19 protein-coding genes are annotated in these 21,908 nt (G+C 59.5%); 10 read left to right on the plus strand and 9 right to left on the minus strand.

Going from position 1 to position 21,908, the window contains the following annotated elements; translation table 11 throughout:
• Nucleotides 1-360: 360 nt before the first annotated feature.
• Nucleotides 361-1,335: a porphobilinogen synthase gene (hemB, locus tag M8318_RS11300; protein ID WP_262662625.1), complete on the plus strand. Its 975-nt coding sequence runs from the start codon at nucleotides 361-363 to the stop codon at nucleotides 1,333-1,335.
• An 85-nt stretch (nucleotides 1,336-1,420) separates the two neighbouring features.
• Here hemB and tauD read toward each other — a convergent pair whose 3' ends face one another.
• The 5 genes from tauD to M8318_RS11325 form a co-directional block, all read right to left on the minus strand.
• A complete protein-coding gene (tauD, locus tag M8318_RS11305) occupies nucleotides 1,421-2,272 on the minus strand; it encodes a taurine dioxygenase (RefSeq protein WP_262662627.1) in 852 nt (283 codons plus the stop codon).
• Nucleotides 2,269-3,096, minus strand: a complete 828-nt coding sequence (gene tauC / locus M8318_RS11310; protein ID WP_262662628.1) for a taurine ABC transporter permease TauC — start codon at nucleotides 3,094-3,096, stop codon at nucleotides 2,269-2,271. Before tauC ends, tauD begins: the two co-directional genes overlap by 4 nt.
• On the minus strand, nucleotides 3,093-3,860 hold the full coding sequence (tauB, locus tag M8318_RS11315; RefSeq protein ID WP_262662630.1) for a taurine ABC transporter ATP-binding subunit: 768 nt from the start codon (nucleotides 3,858-3,860) through the stop codon (nucleotides 3,093-3,095). Before tauB ends, tauC begins: the two co-directional genes overlap by 4 nt.
• Before the next feature lie 10 nt (nucleotides 3,861-3,870).
• Nucleotides 3,871-4,833 carry a taurine ABC transporter substrate-binding protein gene (gene tauA / locus M8318_RS11320; protein WP_262662632.1) on the minus strand — a complete coding sequence of 321 codons (963 nt, stop codon included), beginning with the start codon at nucleotides 4,831-4,833 and terminating at the stop codon, nucleotides 3,871-3,873.
• A 209-nt stretch (nucleotides 4,834-5,042) separates the two neighbouring features.
• Nucleotides 5,043-6,440 (minus strand): cytochrome-c peroxidase, encoded by a 1,398-nt coding sequence (locus tag M8318_RS11325; RefSeq protein WP_262662633.1) that lies wholly within the window; start codon nucleotides 6,438-6,440, stop codon nucleotides 5,043-5,045.
• Between the two features lie 346 nt (nucleotides 6,441-6,786).
• Between M8318_RS11325 and M8318_RS11330 the strand changes: the two genes are divergently transcribed.
• The 7 genes from M8318_RS11330 (at nucleotide 6,787) to M8318_RS11360 (ending at nucleotide 15,438) form a co-directional block, all read left to right on the plus strand.
• Nucleotides 6,787-7,416, plus strand: a complete 630-nt coding sequence (locus M8318_RS11330) for a response regulator transcription factor (RefSeq protein ID WP_166181682.1) — start codon at nucleotides 6,787-6,789, stop codon at nucleotides 7,414-7,416.
• The gene (locus M8318_RS11335; RefSeq protein WP_262662634.1) at nucleotides 7,416-8,957 is read left to right on the plus strand and encodes an MASE1 domain-containing sensor histidine kinase; all 1,542 of its coding nucleotides are present in this window, start codon (nucleotides 7,416-7,418) and stop codon (nucleotides 8,955-8,957) included. The genes M8318_RS11330 and M8318_RS11335 overlap by 1 nt, the downstream gene beginning before the upstream one ends.
• An 85-nt stretch (nucleotides 8,958-9,042) precedes the next feature.
• The gene (gene uhpC / locus M8318_RS11340; protein ID WP_106992081.1) at nucleotides 9,043-10,344 is read left to right on the plus strand and encodes an MFS transporter family glucose-6-phosphate receptor UhpC; all 1,302 of its coding nucleotides are present in this window, start codon (nucleotides 9,043-9,045) and stop codon (nucleotides 10,342-10,344) included.
• A gap of 13 nt (nucleotides 10,345-10,357) precedes the next feature.
• Nucleotides 10,358-11,389, plus strand: coding sequence for an ABC transporter substrate-binding protein (locus M8318_RS11345; protein WP_106992080.1), 1,032 nt, complete (start codon nucleotides 10,358-10,360; stop codon nucleotides 11,387-11,389).
• A gap of 70 nt (nucleotides 11,390-11,459) precedes the next feature.
• Nucleotides 11,460-13,538: an ABC transporter permease gene (locus tag M8318_RS11350; protein WP_262662638.1), complete on the plus strand. Its 2,079-nt coding sequence runs from the start codon at nucleotides 11,460-11,462 to the stop codon at nucleotides 13,536-13,538.
• Between the two features lie 4 nt (nucleotides 13,539-13,542).
• A complete protein-coding gene (fbpC, locus tag M8318_RS11355; RefSeq protein ID WP_262662640.1) occupies nucleotides 13,543-14,589 on the plus strand; it encodes a ferric ABC transporter ATP-binding protein in 1,047 nt (348 codons plus the stop codon).
• Between the two features lie 396 nt (nucleotides 14,590-14,985).
• The gene (locus M8318_RS11360) at nucleotides 14,986-15,438 is read left to right on the plus strand and encodes a hypothetical protein (protein WP_262662641.1); all 453 of its coding nucleotides are present in this window, start codon (nucleotides 14,986-14,988) and stop codon (nucleotides 15,436-15,438) included.
• Between the two features lie 102 nt (nucleotides 15,439-15,540).
• On the opposite strand, the gene mmuM is transcribed toward M8318_RS11360, so the two are convergent.
• Entirely contained in the window at nucleotides 15,541-16,473 is a 933-nt protein-coding gene (mmuM, locus tag M8318_RS11365) for a homocysteine S-methyltransferase (RefSeq protein WP_262662642.1), read from the minus strand.
• The gene (mmuP, locus tag M8318_RS11370) at nucleotides 16,460-17,857 is read right to left on the minus strand and encodes an S-methylmethionine permease (RefSeq protein ID WP_106992076.1); all 1,398 of its coding nucleotides are present in this window, start codon (nucleotides 17,855-17,857) and stop codon (nucleotides 16,460-16,462) included. Before mmuP ends, mmuM begins: the two co-directional genes overlap by 14 nt.
• A 429-nt stretch (nucleotides 17,858-18,286) precedes the next feature.
• On the opposite strand from mmuP, the gene M8318_RS11375 reads away from it, so the two are divergent.
• Both M8318_RS11375 and M8318_RS11380 read left to right on the plus strand, forming a co-directional pair.
• Entirely contained in the window at nucleotides 18,287-19,396 is a 1,110-nt protein-coding gene (locus M8318_RS11375; RefSeq protein WP_262662643.1) for an AI-2E family transporter, read from the plus strand.
• Between the two features lie 14 nt (nucleotides 19,397-19,410).
• Nucleotides 19,411-21,195, plus strand: coding sequence for a diguanylate cyclase (locus tag M8318_RS11380; RefSeq protein ID WP_262662645.1), 1,785 nt, complete (start codon nucleotides 19,411-19,413; stop codon nucleotides 21,193-21,195).
• Between the two features lie 50 nt (nucleotides 21,196-21,245).
• Here M8318_RS11380 and M8318_RS11385 read toward each other — a convergent pair whose 3' ends face one another.
• Both M8318_RS11385 and M8318_RS11390 read right to left on the minus strand, forming a co-directional pair.
• Nucleotides 21,246-21,563, minus strand: a complete 318-nt coding sequence (locus M8318_RS11385; protein WP_106992073.1) for a helix-turn-helix domain-containing protein — start codon at nucleotides 21,561-21,563, stop codon at nucleotides 21,246-21,248.
• Nucleotides 21,560-21,892, minus strand: coding sequence for a toxin (locus tag M8318_RS11390; RefSeq protein WP_262662647.1), 333 nt, complete (start codon nucleotides 21,890-21,892; stop codon nucleotides 21,560-21,562). The genes M8318_RS11385 and M8318_RS11390 overlap by 4 nt, the downstream gene beginning before the upstream one ends.
• Between the last annotated feature and the right edge of the window lie 16 nt (nucleotides 21,893-21,908).

Here is a 21,908-nt window from a genome sequence, read left to right on the forward strand (position 1 = left end):
AAAAAACAACAATAATTCCAATGAGTTAATCTCATTCGAAAGCAAACATATTAAAGGTGAAAGATCATTGGGACTTATAAAACAAAAGAAAATAAGAGATCAAATAAATAAGTAACATAGCGCACATAAAAATAGAATCTCGCCTGGTTAGGATGATACCTGGGTTGGATATATTTTTGCCGCAGATTTATCTTACGTAAATAGAGCGTAAACTTATTTCAGACAATAAAATGAAAAAAAGTAAATAAAGCCAGACTACCCTGCCCCGCATTCTGCGGGCTAAACGACAACTTTAGTAAAACAGCCGGGGGGCATTTCGGGTACACTGGCCCTCTTTGATTCACACTCGTCAGGCATATCATGAACGATTTAATTGCTCGTCCCCGTCGTCTGCGCAAATCCCCGGCTCTGCGCGCGCTTTTTGAAGAGACAACACTGACCTTAAACGATCTGGTGTTGCCGATTTTTGTTGAAGAAGAGATCGATGACTACAAAGCCATCGAGGCTATGCCGGGCGTCATGCGTATCCCGGAGAAACACCTGGCGCGCGAAATTGAGCGTATCGCCAACGCCGGTATCCGGTCGATCATGACCTTCGGCATCTCCCACCACACCGATGCTACCGGCAGCGATGCCTGGAAAGAGGATGGTCTGGTGGCGCGTATGTCGCGCATCGCCAAAGAGACGGTGCCAGAGATGATCGTCATGTCCGACACCTGCTTCTGCGAATACACCTCCCACGGCCACTGCGGTGTGCTGTGCGATCATGGCGTGGATAACGACGCAACCCTGCTTAACCTGGGCAAACAGGCCGTCGTAGCCGCCGCCGCAGGCGCTGACTTTATCGCCCCGTCTGCCGCAATGGACGGCCAGGTGCAGGCCATTCGCCAGGCGCTGGACGCCGCGGGCTTCACCGATACCGCGATCATGTCCTACTCCACCAAATTCGCCTCCTCCTTCTACGGCCCGTTCCGTGAAGCAGCGGGCACCGCCCTGAAAGGCGATCGCAAAACTTACCAGATGAATCCGTTGAACCGCCGGGAAGCGATCCGTGAATCACTGCTCGACGAAGCCCAGGGCGCCGACTGCCTGATGGTGAAACCGGCCGGTGCCTATCTCGACATTTTGCGCGATATCCGCGAGCGCACCGAGCTGCCGCTGGGCGCCTATCAGGTGAGCGGTGAGTACGCGATGATCAAATTCGCCGCCCAGGCGGGGGCGATCGATGAAGAGAAAGTGATCCTCGAAAGCCTGGGGGCGATCAAACGCGCGGGCGCGGATCTGATCTTCAGCTACTTCGCGCTGGATCTGGCCGAGAAGAAAATTCTGCGTTAATCCGGATTGCCCGGTGGCGCTACGCTTACCGGGCCTACGGGAGCAGGTGTTGTAGGCCGGGTAAGGCGTAGCCGCCACCCGGCAATCAGGCCGCACGGAAGAAAGGTTTATCCCCCAATATCGTCGCCCGGTGCATAATCCGCCGCTGCGGCAAATAATCGGCATTGGCGTAATGCTGCGTCACCCGGTTATCCCAGATCGCCAGATCGTTCTCCTGCCAGCGCCAGCGCACCTGGAACTCCGGTTTGGTAACGTGGGCAAACAGGAACCCCAGCAGCGCCTCGCTCTCTTTCTCGCTCAGATCCACAATCCGCGTGGTGAAGCCCTCGTTGACGAACAGCGCCTGCTTGCCGCTGACCGGATGGGTACGCACCACCGGGTGCAGTAGCGGCGGGTGTTTCGCCACTGCCTCCAGCCAGCGCTGGTGCTCCTCTTCCGTTTTACGGTACTTGTACTCCTGGAAGGATTTTTTGAAATCATGCTCCGCCCGCAGGCCGCTCAGCAGCTGGCGGAACGGCGCGGATAATGCCTCGAACGCCGCAATCCCGCTGGCCCAAAGGGTATCACCCCCGCTCTCCGGCAGCTGTTTGGCCGCGAGGATCGCCCCGGCGGGCGGTGTCTCAATAAAGGTGACATCGGTGTGCCAGTTGTCGTTGTCCGGCGGATTGTCGTTGTGGGTATCGAGGACGATGATCTCCTCCACCCCTTCGGCATGCGGGTAGACCGGGTGGATATGCAGATCGCCAAAACGGAGCGCCAGGGCGCGCTGCTGCTGCGGGGTGATCGCCTGCTCGCGCAGGAACACCACCTGATGGCGCAGCACCGCATGATAGAGCTGCTCAAACTGGTTATCGCTTAACGGCCGGGTGACATCCAGGCCGGAAATCTGTGCGCCAATATACGGCCCCAGCGGGGTAATGGTCAGACGTTCACTCATTGTATCTCTCCATGCCAGGGCGTCAGGCGGCGCTGTAGCGCGCGCAGCCCCAGTTCTAATCCGAAGGCGATCACGGCGATCACCATGATCCCGGCCAGTACCACGTCCGTCGCCAGGAATTCCCCCGCCGACTGGACCATAAAGCCTAACCCGCGCGTGGCGGCGATCAGTTCAGCCGCCACCAGCGTTGACCAGCCCACCCCAAGCCCGATCCGCAGCCCGGTCAGGATCTCTGGCAGCGCGCCGGGTAAAATCACAAACCACAGCACCTGGGCACGACTGGCACCCAGCGACTGCGCCGCCCGGATCCGCACCTGCTGGGCGCTTTTAACGCCGGCCACCGCCGACATCGCCACCGGGGCGAAAATCGCCAGATAGATCAGCAGGATCTTGGAGGTCTCGCCGATACCAAACCAGATCACCATCAGCGGCAAATACGCCAGCGGCGGCACCGGGCGATACAGCTCGATCAGCGGATCGAGGATCCCGCGCACCGTCGGGCTTAAGCCCATCGCAATCCCCACCGGGATACCGAGGATCACCGCCGCCAGCAGGGCCACCAGAATGCGCCCGAGACTGGCCGCCAGATGCTGCCACAGGGTGGCATCCATAAACCCTTCCGGACCGGCGATGGTAAACAGTTTCACCAGCACCTGGCCCGGCGGCGGCAGGAACAGGGGGCTGATCCACTGCGCCGCCGCCACGGCCCACCACACGGCCAGCAGCACCAGCAGGGTGCTGACGCTGAGGGTTAACTGGCGGGAAAAGGGCCAGCGCAGGGTCAGACGTTTGCGCGCCGTTTTGTCATTCACCACAATGCTCATGAGAAGGCCTCCCGCTGCTCAAACACGCGGCTCAGGACGTATTCACGCCGGGCGATAAAATCAGGATCGGACTTGATGCTGCGCACCGGTTCTCCAGCGACAAAGCGGCGGGCAAAATTGAGCGGCAGACGCTCCAGCACCCGGCCCGGCCCCGGTGAGAGCAATACCAGTTCGGTGGCCATAAACACCGCTTCTTCGATGTCATGGGTGATCAGCAGAACCTGCTTGCCGGTCTCGTGCCACAGGCGCAGGAGCAGGGTTTGCATCTGCTCGCGGGTAAAGGCGTCCAGCGCCCCGAAGGGTTCATCCAGCAGCAACAGCTGTGGATTCGCCGTCAGCGCGCGGGCGATGCCGACACGCTGACGCTGGCCGCCTGAGAGCTGCCAGATAAAGCGTTTTTCCGCCCCCTCCAGCCCGACTTTTTTCAGCATCTCCCGCGCAATGGCCAGCCGCGCTTCCCGCGAGGTGCCCGCCAGCTGCAGGCCGAAGGCGACGTTCTCCTGCACGTTACGCCACGGCAGCAGCCCTTCGTTCTGGAAGACCACGCCGCGCTCGGCGCCGGGCCCCTCCACCTTTTTGCCTGCCAGTTGAATGGTGCCGTGCTGATAAGGTACAAACCCGGCGATCAGGTTCAGCAGCGTGGTCTTCCCGCAGCCGGACGGGCCGAGGACCACCAGCAGCTCGCCGCTATCCAGCGTCAGGTTGATATCCTCCAGCGCAGGCTTGCCAGCGTAATCAGCGTACAGATTTGTAATATTCAGCATCCGCTCCCCCTTACTTCACAAAGCGATCGGTCACGTACTGGCTGTAGTCCGCCGCCACCGCAGGCACTTTGCCCTGTTCTTTCAGGAAGCCGGCGGTATCAACAATCGCTTTATTCACCGGCCCCGCCAGCTGTTGCAGCTGCTGGGCAGGCGTCAGGTAGGTATTGCCCTTCACCAGCCCCGGCACGTCGGCCTCCGGCACCCCGCTCAGGCGAGCGAGTTTCTCCAGGTTGGCGGGCTGTTTCAGCCACTCATCCGGGTTGGCAATGTAGGGCTGCTGGGCATCGATGGCGCTTTTGGCGAAGGCTTTCACGATCTCCGGATGCTTCTCGGCAAAGTCTTTGCGCACCACCCAGACGTCGAGGGTTGGCGAGCCCCACTGGCCCACCTGGGCGGAGTCGGTCAGCACGCTGCCGTCTTTTTGCAGTTCATTTACCGCAGGCGACCAGACGTAAGCCCCGTCGATGTCGCCCCGCTGCCAGGCGGCGATAATCGCCGGTGGCTGCAGGTTGATAATCTCCACCTGCCCCGGCTTGATGTTCCAGTGTTTCAGGGCTGCGAGCAGGCTGTAGTGGGTGGTGGAGATAAAGGGCACCGCAATGCGTTTGCCGATCAGATCCTCGGGCTTAGTGATGTTTTTCTTCACCACCAGCGCTTCGGAGTTGCCGAGCTGGGAGGCCAGCAGGAAGACTTCGATCGGCACCTGCTGACTGGCAGCCACCGCCAGCGGGCTGGAGCCGAGATTGCCAATCTGCACGTCGCCGGAGGCCAGGGCCCGCACGATACTGGCGCCGCTGTCGAACTTACGCCAGTCGACTTTCGCGCCGCTCGCTTTTTCGAAAGTGTTATCCGCCTGCGCCACTTTTGCTGGCTCCGCGGAAGTTTGATACGCGATGGTGACGTCCACCGCCTGTGCCTGAACGGCCCACAGCGCCAACGCGCCAAATAAGGTAAACCGCGATGAAATTGCCATAATGTCTGCTCCCCGAGTTGTTATGGGGGCAGTATTTCCGGCAGCGGAATTTTGATAAAGGAATTAAAAAGCATCGTTAATGCCGAATCGTTTTTAGAAAAAATTCGGCAATAGACAGGCGCTAAAAGCATAACGCCGGCACCTGAAACCAGAAGTAGGCCGGGTAAGGCGTAGCCGCCACCCGGCAAACAAAGGACGCTACAGTCTGATTAACGGCTGCCTGGTTGATAAGGGGTATAGACCCCGGTCAGGCTGTTGAGGAAGGCGACAATATCGTCCACCTCGTTTTGCGGCAGGCTGGTGCCCACCTGGTAGCGCAGCATCAGCTTCACCGCCTCGTCGAGGGACGGTACATCCCCGCGGTGGAAGTACGGAGCGGTTAAGGCCACGTTGCGCAGGCCCGGCACCTTCTGCCGCAGACGGTCACGCACCTCGTTGGTGACGTTCATGCGCCCGATATCGGCGGCGGTCACGTCCCCGAAGTCATACGCTTTTTTCAGCCCCAGAGGTTCAAATGAACGTCCGCCGAGGATCACCCCGCCGTGGCAGGTGGCGCATTTGTTCTCCTTGAACAGCACATAGCCGTGCTTCTGCTGAGCCGTCAGGGCGTTTTCATCCCCGCGCAGCCACTTATCAAAGGGCGCATCGGGGGTGATCAGCGTTTTTTCATACTCGGCAATCGCATCGGTGATGGTGTCGCCGTTGAAGCCCTGCGGGTAGACCGCCTCAAAGGCGGTTTTCAGCGCCGGATCGACATCCAGCTTCGCAACGATCTCATCCCAGGATTTGGAGGCCATCTCAATCGGGTTCAGCGGCGGGCCGCCGGCCTGGTTTTGCAGATCGGCGGCGCGACCATCCCAGAACTGCTCGAGGTTAAAGGTGGCGTTGAACACCGTCGGGGCGTTGATCGGCCCTACCGCGCCGTTAACCCCCAGCGAGGTCTGGCGGCCATCCACCCCGCCCGCGTTCAGCGAATGGCAGCTGGCGCAGGAGATGGTGCTGTCCCCGGAGAGACGGGTGTCGTGATACAGGCGGAAGCCGAGCGCAACTTTCTGATCCTCCACCGGTAAGGATTTCGGCACCGGCTGCACCGGCTCATTGCGACGGGCGGCGGCCATGTCCGGGCTGGCGTAATGGCTTTCGCGCTGCTTTTTGATCCAGTTAAGGATCATCAGCTGCTCCTCGTCATTCATTTTTCCGGCCCAGTGCAGCGCGACATAGCGTGTCGGCGGCATGGTGTTATGTTGCATTACCCATTCGATTTTATTCAGATCGCTTTGCGGTACAGCGCGGTCATTAATTAATGCACTACGTATATCTTCAAGATTAAAAGATTGATACCCGAGGCGGGTGTCATATTCCATCAGCTGTTTAGCAATGGGTAATGAGGCATAGAAAGGTAAGGCGGCGGAAGGGGTATGGCAATAATCGCACCCCTTCTCCCGGAACAGGCTCAGAATTTGATTATTTTCTTTTATTGCCGAAAGCTGAACATCACTTTCCTGAATACGGGCTTTATCGTGATACCAGACGTAGCCTGATAATCCCAGATAACAGACCACCGCCCCTGCAGCGCACAGGGCGGCAATACGGGTTAATATTTTCATTTTCCATCCTTAAGAACAGAGCATCCAGAATACGAATTTGTTTTCTCTTTTTTGCGTGTTCATCATAAAAGGGTGCGGGGTGGGTTTGTTGACAGTTATCAAGGATGATTATTGGCAAAGGCTATTATTTAAATAGGATTTAGCGATTGATGGCGAAATAAATATTCAGTCGATTAATATTTTAAAAATATTGATTTATATTAAAAATAGTACCCAAGCCGGGATCGCTACGCATCATCGGCATTTATTGCAATTTTGTTACATCCGTTACATAACCACAGGCACGTGATTGCCAGACAAGCATTGACAGGCATCATAGGTGGATTATTCCGCAAAGGTATCTGAGATGATCAAAGTGGTGCTGGTGGACGATCACGTGGTGGTGCGATCCGGGTTCGCCCAGCTGTTAAATCTGGAAGACGATCTGGTGGTGGAAGGCCAGTACAGCAGCGCCGCCGAGGCCTGGCCCGCCCTCACCCGCGATGCCGTCGACGTGGCGGTGCTCGACGTCGCCATGCCCGATGAGAATGGCCTGAGCCTGCTCAAACGCCTGCGCCAGCAGCGCCCGGGGTTTCGCGCCATCATCCTCAGCATCTACGACACCCCGGCCTTTGTGCAGAGCGCGCTGGACGCGGGGGCCAGCGGGTATCTCACCAAACGCTGCGGGCCGGAAGAGTTAGTGCAGGCGGTGCGTTCCGTCGGGATGGGCGGCCATTATCTCTGTGCCGATGCGGTGAAAGCCCTGCGCGGCGGCGAGCCGGTGTCGCAGGCGCTGGCCGCGCTGACCCCGCGCGAGAAAGAGGTGTTCGAGCTGCTGGTCAAGGGTGACAGCGTGAAGGAGATTGCTTTCAAACTCGAACTCAGCCACAAGACGGTTCACGTGCACCGCGCCAACGTGCTGGGCAAACTGCAGTGCAACAGCACCATCGAGCTGGTGCATTTTGCTCTCGATCACCAGCTGCTGACCGGCCACTGATGCGGCGCTCCCTGCGGCACATCATTCTCTCGCTGTTTATTATGCTGGCCTGGGGCACCGGCTGGCTGATGCTGTGGACGCTCAGCTTTTACCTCACCCAGAACGGGCAGCAGGCGGCGCTGTTTTTGCCCCAGGGCGTCTATCTGGCGCTGCTGATCGTGCTCTCGCGCCGCTTCTGGCCAGCACTGATCCTTCCCCCGCTGGCGGCGATGCTCTGGCTGCACAGCGAACAACTGCTCACCCATCATCTGATGCTGATGGTGCCGCTGGTGGGTACCGTCTGTGCGTGGCTGGCGCAATATTTCTGGCACCGCTTTCCGCTCTACTGGCAGCGCCTTTCGCTGCTGATCGCCGCGGTGAGCCTTAACGCCCTGCTCCAGACCCTGATCCTGGCGCCCTTTCTCGACAGCCCGACCACCCTGCTGGCGCTGGCCTCCTTTACCGGCGGGGTGCTGCTGACCCCGTTCGTCTACCTGGTGTTTGAGTTTTTACGCCAGCAGCACCGCTATCATCTGCTGGGGCTCGACACCAGCAACCCGCCCCTGCGTACCTCGTTGATTATCTGGTGCAGCCTGTTTTTTATTATCGGCATCGGCACCCAGATGGTGCTCTCCCCGGCCCTCGAGCGGCTGCTGCTGATCGTGGTCTTCCTGCCCAACGTGGTGATGGCGTGGAAGTTCGGCTGGCAGGGGGGCGTGCTCTCCGGCCTGCTGGGCAGCATGATGATCACCATCGCCCGTCAGGTGGGCGTGGGATTCAGCGACTTGCTGGAGCTGGAGATTTTCCTCGCCACCCAGTCGCTGCTGGGGATCGGGCTGGGGATCGCCATCAGCCGCCAGCAGCATCTGGCGATGAACCTCGATCACTATCGCCGTCGGCTGGAGGCGGAGTTGCAGGCCCGGCGCGCGCTGGCGGAAAAGCTGATCCATACCGAAGAGGATACCCGCAAGCACCTGGCCCGGGAGCTGCACGACGAGATTGGCCAGAACATCACCGCGATTCAGATCCAGTCCCAGCTGGTGAAGCGGGCGAGCGATACCCCGCAGGCGCTGGAGGCCGCCGGGCAGATCAACGAGCTGGCGAGGCGCATCCATCACTCCACCCGCCAGCTGCTGCGTCAGCTGCGCCCCCCGGTGCTGGACGAGCTGTCACTCAATGAGGCCCTGCACCATCTGGTGAACGAGTTCGCCTTTGCCGAGCGCGGGATCCAGTGCCGGTTTGAGTACCAGCTGGCGGCCCCGCCCCAGAGCGAAACCCTGGTCTTTACCCTCTATCGCCTGCTGCAGGAGCTGCTGAATAACGTCAGCAAACACGCCGATGCCAACGAGGTCAGCATCCTGCTCTGCCAGCACCAGGACCAGCTGCGCCTGGAGGTGCGGGATAACGGCAGCGGCATCAGCCCGCAGCAGATGCCCGGTTTTGGTATTCAGGGGATGCGCGAGCGCGTGCATGCTCTCGGCGGGGAGTTAACCCTGGAGTCGCAGGGCGGCACGCGCGTAATTGTTAACCTGCCCACAGTTTTGCATCAAACACACCGCTAACCAGGAAAAAGTCTTAGTCACGCCAGACTTTCTCTCATCCCTTTTTCGTCGTGCTTTCATACAGTCATCTCAAACGGAGAACGTCATGCCCGCACTGTCTGCTGACCAGGTTACTCAACGCTATCGCCGGCTTCGTCCGCGACTGCTGATCTGCATGGTGATTGGTTACGCCGCGTTTTACCTGACGCGCAAAAGCCTCAACTACGTCCTGCCTGCATTGCAGATGGATCTGGGGCTGAGCAAAAGCGACATCGGCCTGATCGGGTCGCTGTTTTACCTCAGCTACGGCCTGTCGAAATTTGCCGCCGGACTGTGGCATGACAGCAAAGGCCAGCGGGCGTTTATGGGTATCGGCCTGATGGCCACCGGGGTGCTGAACGTGCTGTTCGCCTTCGGCGACTCCCTGCCGCTGCTGCTGTTTATCTGGACGCTGAACGGCTTCTTTCAGGGCTGGGGATGGCCGCCCTGCGCCAGATTGCTCACCCACTGGTATTCGCGCAACGAGCGCGGCTTCTGGTGGGGATGCTGGAACACCTCTATCAACATCGGCGGGGCCATTATTCCGCTGATCTGTGCCTTCGCCGCCCATCGCTGGGGGTGGCAGGCAGCGATGCTGACACCGGGGATCATCAGTATCGTGCTCGGCCTGTGGCTGACCACACAACTGCGGGGCACACCGCAGGAAGAGGGTCTCCCGACGGTCGGGGAGTGGCGCAACGATCCGCTGGAGTTGCGCCAGCAACAACAGAGCCCGCCGATGGGGCTGTGGCAGATGTTACGCACCACCATGCTGCAAAACCCGATGATCTGGCTGCTCGGGGCGTCCTATGTGCTGGTCTATCTGATCCGCATCGCCCTCAACGACTGGGGCAACATCTGGCTGGCGGAGAGCCACGGGGTCAACCTGCTGAGCGCCAACGCCACGGTGATGCTGTTTGAAGTCGGCGGCCTGCTCGGGGCGCTGTTCGCCGGCTGGGGATCGGATCTGCTGTTCAGCGGCCAGCGGGCACCGATGATTTTGCTGTTCACGCTGGGATTAATGGTGTCGGTGGCGGCCCTGTGGCTGGCCCCGGTTCATCACTACGCCCTGCTGGCGATGTGCTTTTTTACAGTGGGATTTTTTGTCTTTGGTCCGCAGATGCTCATCGGTCTTGCCGCCGTGGAGTGCGGACACAAGCAGGCAGCAGGCTCGATTACCGGTTTTCTTGGCGTGTTCGCTTATCTGGGGGCGGCGCTGGCCGGGTGGCCGCTGTCACAGGTTATCGAACGCTACGGCTGGTCGGGGATGTTCAGTTTGCTCTCGATTGCCGCCGTGCTGATGGGTTTACTCCTGATGCCGCTGCTGATGGCGGGCATCACCGCTTCTCGCAGTCACATAACGTCATAACAAGGGCTGAATAATGAAAACAACGCTTCTCTCTACCCTCATTGCTTCCGGGATCGCGCTGGCCACCTTAACCGGTGCCGCACAGGCCAAAGGCCGTCTGGTGGTCTACTGCAGCGCCACCAACGAAATGTGCGAAGCCGAAACCAAAGCATTCGGCGATAAGTACGATGTCAAAACCTCCTTTATCCGCAACGGCTCCGGCAGCACCCTGGCGAAGGTCGATGCCGAGAAGAAAAACCCGCAGGCCGACGTCTGGTACGGCGGCACTCTGGACCCGCAATCCCAGGCCGGTGAGATGGGGCTGCTGCAGCCATACAAATCCGCCAACCTCGAGCAGATCATGGAGAAATTCCGCGATCCGGCGAAGGTGAAAGGCAACCTCTCCTCGGCGGTCTATGTCGGCATTCTGGGCTTTGGCGTTAACACCCAGCGCCTGAAAGAGAAGAACCTGCCGGTGCCGCAGTGCTGGAAAGATCTGACCAAACCGGAATACAAAGGCGAGATCCAGATTGCCGATCCGCAAAGCTCCGGCACCGCCTATACCGCGCTGGCGACCTTCGTCCAGCTGTGGGGTGAAGATCAGGCCTTTGATTACCTGAAGCAGCTCAACGGCAACGTCTCCCAGTACACCAAATCGGGTATTGCCCCGGCGCGTAACGCCGCCCGCGGTGAAACGGCCATCGGCATCGGCTTCCTGCACGACTACTCGCTGGAAAAAGAGCAAGGGGCCCCGCTGGAGCTGATCTCTCCGTGCGAAGGCACCGGGTATGAAATCGGCGGCGTCAGCATCCTGAAGGGCGCGCGTAACGAAGAGAACGCGAAGCTGTTCGTGGACTGGGTGCTGTCGAAAGAGGCTCAGGAGCTGGCGTGGAAACAGGGCAAGTCCTATCAGATCCTGACCAACACCACCGCCGAGACCTCCCCGAACTCGCTAAAGCTGGATGACCTGAAGCTGATCAGCTACGACATGGATAAGTACGGCTCAACGGACGTGCGCAAGGCGCTGATCAACAAGTGGGTCAGCGACGTGAAGATGGGTAAATAAGCCCGCTCCTGCGAACCTTTGCCGGGTGGCGGCGTAAACGCCTTACCCGGCCTACAACACCGGAATACCTATGTCACAGACACTCGCTCTTCATCCCGTGAAAAAACGGGATGCGGTCTTCCTTTGGGTTTTCGTTGGCTGGCTGGCCTTTGCCCTGCTGCCGAGCTGGAGCCTGGATTATGGCCTGCTGGAATCCACCGGGGACGAGATCCTCGCGGCCTACAGCTGGTCGCACTTCAACATCAGCTGGCTGTGGTATCTGCTCCCGAGCCTGCTGCTGGTGCGCCCGTTTAACGAGGCAAAACGCGAGCAGCGCAGCCGCCACTACCTCGACGCCGGCTGGGCGCTGCTGTGCATGGCCTTTATCGTCATCAGCGCCACGATCGAAGGGCGCGGTTTAGGCTATGCCACGATCGTGCTGTTTGTGGCGCTGGGGGCGATCATGACCCTCGCCCTGACGCGCCTTGAGTGGCTGGGGGGCGACCGCTTTGTGATCGGCTCGCTGATCGCCATCGTCGCGCTGATCGGCATCTTTATCGTCTGGCCGAGCATCGCCATCTTTATTCCGATGTTCACCAACGATGCGGGCGAGCTCGCCCCGCTGGCGTTTATGAATGTGCTGTCGCAGTCGCACATCATTCAGGTCATCATCAACTCGATCCTGCTCGCCATTGCGGTGGGGATCGGCTGCACCTTCTTCGGCCTGGTGCTGGCGATCTACACCACCCGCATCGCCAAACGCAGCGCCATTATTGGCCGCATCTTCTCGATCCTGCCGATCGTCACCCCGCCGTTCGTGGTGGGTCTGGGCGTGACGCTGATGATGGGCCGCTCCGGCTACGTTACCGAGCTGATGGTCGACTGGTTTGGCCTGACCAACACCAACTGGCTGTACGGCTTCACCGGCATCTGGCTGGCGCAGGTGCTGGCCTTTACCCCGATGGCCTTTATGATCCTCGACGGGGCGATCAAGACCATTCACCCGTCGCTGGAAGAAGCCTCCTATACCCTGCGCGCCAGCCGCTGGCAGACCTTTAACAGCGTCTTTGTCCCGCTGCTGAAACCGGCGCTGGCCAACGCCTTTTTGATCGTTATCGTCCAGTCGCTGGCGGACTTCAGTAACCCGCTGGTGCTGGGCGGTAACTTCGACGTGCTCGCCACGCAGATCTACTTCTACATCACCGGCTCGCAGCTCGATTATCAGGCCGCCAGCACCCTCGGGGCGTTCCTGCTGCTGTTCTCGCTGCTGGTGTTCTGCATCCAGTACATGTGGATCGGCAAACGCTCCTATGTCACGGTCTCCGGCAAGTCCTATCGCGGTGACGTCCAGCCGCTGCCGGTGACCCTGGTGTGGGGAGTCGTTGCCCTGCTGACGGTGTGGATCGCCTTTAACGCCCTGCTCTACGGCAGCATTTTCTACGGCAGCTTTACCGTCAACTGGGGGGTGGATTACACCCTGACGCTGGATAACTTTATCAAGCTGTTCGGCCAGGGGATGAGCGACGGGGCATGGCCTTCGCTGCTGGATACCCTGCTGTACGCCGGGATCGCCGCACCGATCACCGCCGGGTTTGGTCTGCTGATCGCCTGGGTGGTAGTGCGCCAGCAGTTCAGGGGCAAAAAGACCATCGAGTTCACCACCATGCTGTGCTTCGCCGTACCGGGCACCGTGGCGGGCGTCTCCTACATTCTGGCCTTTAACAGCGCCCCGGTGTACCTCACGGGCACCGCCGCCATCGTCATTATCTCGATGGTGATGCGTAACGTGCCGGTGGGCATTCGCGCCGGGATTGCGGGTCTGGGCCAGATCGACAAATCGCTGGATGAGGCCTCGCTGAGCCTGCGTGCCGGGTCGCTGCGCACCATTACACACATCCTGCTGCCGCTGCTGCGCCCGGCGATTCTGTCGGCGCTGATCTACAGCTTTGTGCGGGCCATTACCACCGTCAGCGCCATTGTGTTCCTCGTCACGCCGGATACCCGCGTGGCCACGGCCTACATTCTGAACCGCGTGGAAGACGGCGAATACGGCGTGGCGATCGCCTACGGCTCGATCCTGATTGTGGTCATGCTGGCGATCATTTTCCTCTTTGACTGGCTGATCGGTGAGGCTCGTATCTCCCGCTCCAAAGCCAAAAACCAGGCGTAACACTATGACTCAGAAACATTTCGTTGAACTGCGTAACGTGACCAAGCGCTTTGGCGCGAACACGGTGATTGAAAACATCAACCTGGCGATCCCGCAGGGGCAGATGGTGACCCTGCTCGGCCCGTCCGGCTGCGGTAAAACCACGGTGCTGCGTCTGGTGGCCGGGCTGGAAAAGCCCACCGATGGGCAGATCTTTATCGACGGCGAGGACGTGACCCACAGTTCCATTCAGCAGCGTGATATCTGCATGGTGTTCCAGTCCTACGCCCTGTTCCCGCACATGTCGCTGGGCGAGAACGTCGGCTACGGCCTGAAGATGCTCGGCGTGCCGCGTGCAGAGATCAAAACCCGCGTCAAAGAGGCGCTGGCGATGGTGGATCTGGAGGGCTTCGACGATCGCTATGTGGATCAGATCTCCGGCGGCCAGCAGCAGCGTGTGGCCCTGGCTCGCGCCCTGATCCTGAAACCGAAAGTGCTGCTGTTTGATGAGCCGCTGAGTAATCTCGACGCCAACCTGCGCCGCAGCATGCGCGACAAGATCCGCGAGCTGCAAAAGCAGTTCAACATTACGTCACTGTACGTGACCCACGATCAGAGCGAGGCCTTTGCGGTCTCGGATACCGTGCTGGTGATGAACAAGGGCAACATCATGCAGATTGGCTCTCCGCAGGATCTCTATCGCCAGCCGGCATCGCGCTTTATGGCGAGCTTTATGGGCGATGCCAACCTGTTCCCGGCCAGCTTCAGCCACGAGTCTGTGGCAATTCACGGCTACCGCCTGCCGCGTCCGCTTCACTTTGCCGCCCAGGGGACCGGCACCGTCGGTGTGCGCCCGGAGGCGATCACCCTGAGCCAGCACGGCGAAGAGAGCCAGCGCTGCGTGATCCGCCACGTGGCCTATATGGGGCCGCAGTACGAGGTAATTGTGGAGTGGCACGGGCAGGAGATTTTGTTGCAGGTGAACGCCACAAGGCTGCAGCCGGATGTGGGGGAGACGTATTACCTGGAGATCCACCCGTACGGGATGTTTGTGTTGGCTGAAGTGGCCTGATTGATGCCCGGCGGCGCTGCGCTTGCCGGGCCTACGAACTGCACAAAACGTAGGCCGGGTAAGGCGCAGCCGCCACCCGGCAAAACCACCCACCTTAATTTCTTTTTTTGCGAGGCCGCTTCCGGGAATAACCCTTGTTGCAACAGGGCTATCACAGTATCGTTTTCCCACGCCTGCAAAATCAGGCGTCGGGATTAGCCTCCTGGACTTCATACTGGCGACATGTGTTTAATATGTCGTGCGTACGGTTACACCTCAATGGTGGGCCGGACGGGGGCATCGTAAGATGCGCCGGTTTCCAGTATGGCCGGTAAGGCTAACTCCGTTCGGCACCACCACCCGCGAGATTAGCCTCTCCGGTGGTGGTTCAAACACTACATACTGGAGGATGCCTTTATGGCAACGACCCTAACCCACACTTATGCGTTATTAACCCTGCCCTTCAATCACAGCACCGCTTTTACAGAGCTGGCGGACAACTGCGAGCGCTTTATGGATGCGCTGCTGGAGTGCGAGATCCCCGCAGAAAAAATCGCCCTTTACGGACGACTTGCGGCCTGTCTGGCCCTACTGCAACCCACGCTCCTCGAACCCGTTCCGGAGGCGTTAAAAGCGAGCCTGACGGTTGAGGATTTCCCGACCCGTCTTCCTCTGTTTGAGCCCGAGGCCGATCAGCTGGGACGCTATTGCCAGGTACTGACCCAGCAGTTGATCAGTGGCTCACTCACCCCGGACGCGGAAAGAGTCATCCAGGATCTGCTCGGAGAACTGGTCAGCTTCTACGCCGATACGCTCAAGATGCCGCGCTGGCTCAGAACCGATGAAGGGGTGATTGAACTGCTGGCGTGAGCAGAGGTGCGGTGATTGATGCCCGGCGGCGCTGCGCTTGCCGGGCCTACGAACTGCACAAAACGTAGGCCGGGTAAGGCGCAGCCGCCACCCGGCACAAAATCAGCGCTGCGCGTTCAACTCCGCAATATCCTTCGGCGTCGTGCGGCAGCACCCGCCGATCAGCTTCGCGCCTGCCGCTAACCACTGCGGCAGATACCCCGCCAGGGTTTCGCACGCTTCACCGTGGTGATGCCAGGTTTTGCTCACCGCATCGTAATGCTCGCCCGAGTTCGGGTAGACCACCAGCGGCAGCGCGGTCAGGCTTTGCAGATGTTGCAGCGCGGCGGTGGTGTTCTCCAGCGCGATACAGTTGATACCCAGCGCAACAACCTGCGGATAATTCGCCAGCACCGACACCACTTCCCGCAGTGGGGTGCCGTCGCTCAGATGCTCGCTGTCGCGCAGGGTGAACGAGAACCACGCCCGGGCACGCGGGTATGCCACCAGCAGATCCGCCAGGGATTTAATTTCAGCAAACGACGGCAGAGTTTCGCAGGCCAGCAGGTCGGCTCCGGCATCCAGCAGCGCTTCCACCCGCGGCCGGTGAAACGCCTGAAACACCTCTGCGCTACGCACGTAGTCGCCGCGGTATTCCGACCCGTCGGCCAGATAAGCACCGTAGGGCCCGACCGAACCGGCCACCAGCAGCGCACCGGCCTGCGCGTTTTCAGAGAGATACGCTTCCCGCGCCTTGCGCGCCAGCTCCACGCTTTTACCGATCAGCGCCCGGGACTGAGCCTCATCCAGCCCGCGGGCGGCAAACCCGTCCGGCGTGGCCTGATAGCTGGCGGTGATCGCCACCTGCGCCCCGGCGCGGAAGTAGTCGAGGTGTACGTCGCGGATCAGTGCCGGGTTTTCCATTAACACCTTGGCCGACCACAGGCTGTCGGCGAGATTGCAGCCGCGCGCTTCCAGTTCCGTTGCCATCGCCCCGTCCAGCACTACAAACGGCTGGGTCTCAAGGAGGGCGGTAAGCGGATTATTCTGCGACATGTTCAGGCTCCTGCGTTTTCATATTTTGAGTAAAGTAGTACGCACCGTAGCACAACGCCACAAACGGCAGGCCACAGTAAAGGGCGATGCGCTGGCTCGGGTCAAAGGCCAGGCCGATACAGGCCACCAGGCACAGGACAAAACCCAGCACCGGCACCAGCGGGTACCAGGGGGCGCGGTAGTGCAGATCGCTCAGCGGCTTACCCGCCTGCAGATGGCGGCGGCGGAAAACAAAGTGCGAGGCGCAGATGCTGATCCACACCGCCACCACCGCAAAGCCCGAAATCGCCGACAGGGCGACAAACACCGTGTCCGGGGCCACTACGCTTGAGAAGAGCGCCAGCACGCCGCCGAGCATCGACACCGACAGCGCAGTGAGCGGCACGCCGTTTTTGTTTACCCGGGCAAAGCAGCGCGGCAGGGTTTTCTCATTCGACAGCGACCACAGCATCCGCCCGGAGGCGTACAGCCCGGAGTTGGCCGCCGAGAGGATCGCCGTCAGGATCACGAAGTTGACGATATCCGCCGCATAGGGAATGCCGACCTTCTCAAACACCAGCACGAACGGGCTTTTTTCCACCCCGGCCTGCTGCATCGGAATCAGCGCCGCCAGCACAAAAACGGTGCCGATAAAAAAGATAATCAGGCGGGCAATGGTAGTGCGAATGGCGACAGGGATCACCTTGTGCGGGTTTTCGGTTTCACCCGCCGCAATGCCAATCAGCTCGGTGCCGGAGAAAGCAAAGTTGACCGCCACCATGGTCATCAGGATCGGCAGGCCGCCGTGCGGGAACCAGCCTTCGGCGGTGATGTTGCTCAGCCCCGGCGCGGGAGAACCGTCCTGCATCGGGATAAAGCCAAAGATTGCCGCTCCGCCGAGAATGATAAAGGCAATGATGGTGATGACCTTCACCAGCGAGAACCAGAACTCCCCTTCAGCAAAGAAGCGGGTCGAGATGACGTTGAGGGCGAAAATGACCGCGCAGAAGACCACGCACCACACCCAGACCGGCACCTGCGGGAACCAGTACTGCATGCAGAATCCGGCGGCGGTAAAGCTCGATCCCAGCGCCACCGTCCAGGTGAGCCAGTAGAGCCACGCCACGGTGTAGCCGGTGGCCGGGCCGAGATAGCGCGTGGCGTAGACGTGAAAGGCGCCGGTCTCCGGCATCGCCACGGAGAGTTCGCCGAGGCACTGCATCACCAGCCAGACCACCAGCGCGCCAATCAGATAGGCCAGCAGCGTTCCCGCCGCCCCGGTGGTGGAAATAATGTAACCCGTATTAAAAAACAGCCCGGTGCCGATCACGCCCCCGAGGGAGAGCATGATCAGGTGGCGGGTCTTCATGGTGCGCTGTAGCTGCCCGTTTTGTTCTGTTTGCATATCACCTTCTATACGTATGGACATCTAAACATCCAAAAGAAGGTGTTTTTATACCGCGATTGTTAACAAATTGCTAGCCATGCACCAGACGAAGTCGACCGCGACGGGCGCTCAGCCGGGGCCGAACCGTGTAAATGACGTAAAGATAGGGTCGCCATGCCATAAGAGACCTCCTGCAAGCCGATACGTAAAGCATGTACCGCGCCGGTCGGTCCGTCGGTCAGACGAAAGTGGTATCTGTTTTCCAGGCGCTAAACTGGCGGGCATTGCGGCCTGTTGCCGGGTGGCGGCGATGCCTTACCCGGCCTACGTACGGATGGCTTCTGTAGGCCGGGTAAGGCGCAGCCGCCACCCGGCTTAATATCGCAATATGTTAAATTACGTAAAACACTCTATAGTCGTAGTGTTTATTACATAAAGGATGAGCTAATGCGATTTAACGGACTGACCAAAGGGTTTTTCATACTCATACTCCTGCTCGTTACCTGGGCGTTTTTTGATGTGTTGTCACCCTACTTCTCGGCGATCCTGTGGGCCGCGATCCTGGCGGTGATTTTCTACCCGGTAAAAAATACGCTGCGTATCAAAATGGGCGATCGCAACGGGCTGGCGTCGCTGTTGAGCGTGCTGCTTATCTGCCTGATCGTCTTTATCCCGTTGATGGTGATCTTTTCCTCTTTAGCCTTTGAACTCAATATCGTCTATACGCGCCTGCAGCAGAACGACACCCAGTTTTCCGGGGTGTTCGCGAATCTGTTCTCGCATCTGCCTGACTGGCTGCGTGCGCTGATGATCGAGCATGACCTGGATACCGCCTCGCAGATCCAGCAGAAGCTCTCTGATGCGGCATTAAGAGGCGGGCAATACCTTGCCGGCAGCGCCTTCCTGATTGGTAAAGGCACCTTTGGCTTCGCCATCAGCTTTGGCGTGATGGTCTATCTGCTGTTTTTCCTGCTGAAAGATGGCCCCTGGCTGGTGCGCCAGATCCTCGACAGCCTGCCGCTATCGAATTTCGCCAAACAGCATCTGTTTGCCAAATTCGCCGGAGTCGCCAGAGCGACGGTTAAGGGTACGGCGGTGGTGGCCCTGGTCCAGGGTTTGCTGGGTGGGATCGCCTTCTGGGTCGTCGGTATTAACGGCAGCATTCTGTGGGGCGCGCTGATAGCGTTCCTGTCGCTGATCCCGGCGGTCGGCTCGGCCATCGTCTGGGTGCCAGCGGCCATTTTCCTCTTCGCCACCCATCAGCTGTGGCAGGGCCTGTTTATCGTCGGGTTCTTTGTGCTGGTGGTCGGCCTGGTGGATAACCTGCTGCGTCCGCTGCTGGTGGGGAAAGATACCAAAATGCCTGACTATCTCATCCTGATCACCACCCTTGGCGGGATGGAGATTTACGGCATCAACGGCTTTGTGATTGGTCCGCTGATCGCCGCACTGTTTATCGCCTGCTGGAATCTGCTCTCGGGTCGCGATCATGCCGGTAATGTCGAAGAGATTGACGATGCGATTATCGAAGAAGGGAAAAATTCACCTGATCTTTGAAGAAGGAATAAGCCGTGCGTATCGCCACTATCACTAACTGGGCATACGGCGCCACGGTCTGTCTGACTCTCGCTTCCGGCGTGGCCATGTTGATGGCCTCCAGCGCCGAAAACGTTGAGCGACAGGCCGTTGAACAGCGCTATGTATTCGATCAGCTCACCGAAGAGGTGGAGGTTGACGCCTGGGCGCTCTCCGACCTGGCGCGGTTGTACGTCATCAGGCAGGATCCTGCGGTGGCGGACGCGTACCGCCAGAAAGCGCAAGCGATGGTGAAGATCGAGCATCGCCTGCAAAAACTGAATGACGCGGGCGCCGGTGAGGAAGAGCTGGCGCTGCTGCACGAAGGTTTGCAGGTGGCCGATGCTCTGCAGGATGAGCAACAGAGTGCTATCGCCAGCGTGGGGCGCGGGCAGCAACCCCAGGCCATCGAGCTGATTTATGGTGAGCGTTACGAGCGCGAACTGGAGCAGGTACAAAATCAGCTCGACCATTTTCGGCAGATGCTGGACAGGCGCACCGATGCGGCGATTGACGATGCCACGGTGAAATCCCGGGCGCTGCGTACGCTCTCGGAGGTGATGGTTGGCCTGACCGCGCTGATGTTTTTGTTTGTGCTCGGGTTTATTCTCAAACGCCGGGTGCTGCGCCCGGTGGTGCGCCTGAGCGATGTGGTCAACCGGCTGGCCTCGCAGGATTATGCGGTGGAAGCGCCGGACTACCGCCAGATCGATGAGATTGGCGATATGGCGCAGGCGATCCGCATCTTCCGCGAAAACGGCCTGGTGCGACAGCGGCTGGAGCAGGAGCGTGATGCCGACTGGGCGATCCGTGAACTGCTGGCGCGCATGACCCAGCGGCTGCAGGGCTGCGAATCCGTCGAGGATGTTCTGAACGTGGCGCGGCTGTTCGCGCCCGGCATTGCGCCGGGGATTCCCGGACGGCTCTGGCTCCTCGAACGGGAGCCGTGGCAAATGCACTGTGCCGCCGAATGGCTTGATCCGCAGGACGAGTCCGCACCCTTCCACCCGGACCAGTGCTGGGCGGTGCGTCGCGGGCAGAGCCATCCGCCGGTGACCGGCGAGCCGGATATCACCTGCTATCACCTGCCAGACACCTGCGCCAGCCATTCGCTCTGCGTGCCCCTGATTGCTCAGGGCGAGACCATCGGTCTGCTCTCATTCCAGAACGTAACCCCGGCGATGGCCCCGTCCCGCGCCTATCTGGAGCTGATGGCCGAAGCACTTGGCCTGGCGCTGGCCAACCAGCGCCTGCGCGATGCTCTGCTCGAGAAAGCGTTGTTCGATCCGCTGACCAATCTGCGCAATCGTCATCATCTGGAGGATGCCCTGCGCACCCAGCTCAGCCAGGCGCAGCATACCGGCCAGCCCGTTAGCTGTTTGATGATCGATATCGACCATTTTAAAGCCATTAATGACAAGTTTGGTCACGATGCCGGCGATCTGGTGATTAAAAGCGTGGCGACGGTGGTGCAGCGCGCGGTAGGCGACAAGGGGATGGCGTTTCGCTATGGCGGGGAGGAGTTCCTGATCCTGCTCCCGGGGGCAGATGACGCTGCGGCCTTTGCCTGCGCCTCTGAAATCCATACCAACGTGCACAGTCTGGCCCTGCGTTATGAGCTGGCGGAGATTGGCACGGTGGATGTCTCGATCGGCATTGCCAGCTATCCGCAGCACGTCCAGAGCGACAACCTGCTGCGCGCCGCCGACGTGGCGCTGTACCGGGCCAAGGAGCTGGGGCGCTCCAGGATTGTCAGTTTCGGGGGACTGGAGACGGGGTAATAAACCAACCCGGCGGAACGCCTGTTCCAGCCAGGCTGGTGTAAAGGGGATCAGTTCATGGCCGCCAGCAGTGACAATGCCTGGGGGCTTTTTTGTACAATGCGGATCAGCAACGCCGCCTGTCGATTCGGTTTTGCCAGACCTTGTTCCCAGTTCTGATAGGTCCTGGTTGCGGTATGCAAATACCTCGCAAACAGCGCCTGGGACAAATTCAAATCACGACGGATATCCTTTATTTCCTCCGGCGTTAAATCGGTTTCCTGACGGATAGCGACGTGGTGCGTACGAAGCGTGCGCTTGCCTTCCTTATGCTCCTGCAAGGCATCCATCCCTTCCATTAATTCTGAAAAAATATCTCTGCTCATCATTTCCCCTTGATACGCTCTAACGCGTGCTTCAAAGTCTGGCGCTGCTCTTTTGTAAGATCACTGGCCTGGTCTTTATCGTACAAAGTGAACAAATAGAATTCTTTCTCTGTTTTCCACCAGTAATAAATCACCCGAATTCCTCCGCGCTTCCCCTTCCCTCTGCGCTCATCGACAAACCGAACCTTTCTTAACCCACCGGAGTCCCTGATAACCTCTCCGGCTGTCGGGTTAGCGAGCAGCACATTCTGAAATTCACGGTAAGCGTCATCGGAAAGATACTCGGCGCGATATCGTTCAAACGCGGGTAATTCAATAAAAATCGCTTCCATTGCGTCACCTCATCCT

It is taken from the genome of Leclercia tamurae (assembly GCF_025566055.1).
Lineage (GTDB): Bacteria > Pseudomonadota > Gammaproteobacteria > Enterobacterales > Enterobacteriaceae > Enterobacter > Enterobacter tamurae.

What these genes read in the sequence shown, in the direction of transcription:
- M8318_RS11325 (WP_262662633.1), bottom strand. Translation starts at nt 6,440, where the DNA reads ATGAAAATATTAACCCGTATTGCCGCCCTGTGCGCTGCAGGGGCGGTG.
- M8318_RS11350 (WP_262662638.1), top strand. Translation starts at nt 11,460, where the DNA reads ATGTCACAGACACTCGCTCTTCATCCCGTGAAAAAACGGGATGCGGTC.
- fbpC (WP_262662640.1), top strand. Translation starts at nt 13,543, where the DNA reads ATGACTCAGAAACATTTCGTTGAACTGCGTAACGTGACCAAGCGCTTT.
- M8318_RS11375 (WP_262662643.1), top strand. Translation starts at nt 18,287, where the DNA reads ATGCGATTTAACGGACTGACCAAAGGGTTTTTCATACTCATACTCCTG.
- M8318_RS11345 (WP_106992080.1), top strand. Translation starts at nt 10,358, where the DNA reads ATGAAAACAACGCTTCTCTCTACCCTCATTGCTTCCGGGATCGCGCTG.
- M8318_RS11330 (WP_166181682.1), top strand. Translation starts at nt 6,787, where the DNA reads ATGATCAAAGTGGTGCTGGTGGACGATCACGTGGTGGTGCGATCCGGG.
- tauA (WP_262662632.1), bottom strand. Translation starts at nt 4,833, where the DNA reads ATGGCAATTTCATCGCGGTTTACCTTATTTGGCGCGTTGGCGCTGTGG.
- uhpC (WP_106992081.1), top strand. Translation starts at nt 9,043, where the DNA reads ATGCCCGCACTGTCTGCTGACCAGGTTACTCAACGCTATCGCCGGCTT.
- M8318_RS11360 (WP_262662641.1), top strand. Translation starts at nt 14,986, where the DNA reads ATGGCAACGACCCTAACCCACACTTATGCGTTATTAACCCTGCCCTTC.
- hemB (WP_262662625.1), top strand. Translation starts at nt 361, where the DNA reads ATGAACGATTTAATTGCTCGTCCCCGTCGTCTGCGCAAATCCCCGGCT.
- mmuM (WP_262662642.1), bottom strand. Translation starts at nt 16,473, where the DNA reads ATGTCGCAGAATAATCCGCTTACCGCCCTCCTTGAGACCCAGCCGTTT.
- mmuP (WP_106992076.1), bottom strand. Translation starts at nt 17,857, where the DNA reads ATGCAAACAGAACAAAACGGGCAGCTACAGCGCACCATGAAGACCCGC.
- M8318_RS11385 (WP_106992073.1), bottom strand. Translation starts at nt 21,563, where the DNA reads ATGATGAGCAGAGATATTTTTTCAGAATTAATGGAAGGGATGGATGCC.
- M8318_RS11335 (WP_262662634.1), top strand. Translation starts at nt 7,416, where the DNA reads ATGCGGCGCTCCCTGCGGCACATCATTCTCTCGCTGTTTATTATGCTG.
- M8318_RS11390 (WP_262662647.1), bottom strand. Translation starts at nt 21,892, where the DNA reads ATGGAAGCGATTTTTATTGAATTACCCGCGTTTGAACGATATCGCGCC.
- tauC (WP_262662628.1), bottom strand. Translation starts at nt 3,096, where the DNA reads ATGAGCATTGTGGTGAATGACAAAACGGCGCGCAAACGTCTGACCCTG.
- tauD (WP_262662627.1), bottom strand. Translation starts at nt 2,272, where the DNA reads ATGAGTGAACGTCTGACCATTACCCCGCTGGGGCCGTATATTGGCGCA.
- tauB (WP_262662630.1), bottom strand. Translation starts at nt 3,860, where the DNA reads ATGCTGAATATTACAAATCTGTACGCTGATTACGCTGGCAAGCCTGCG.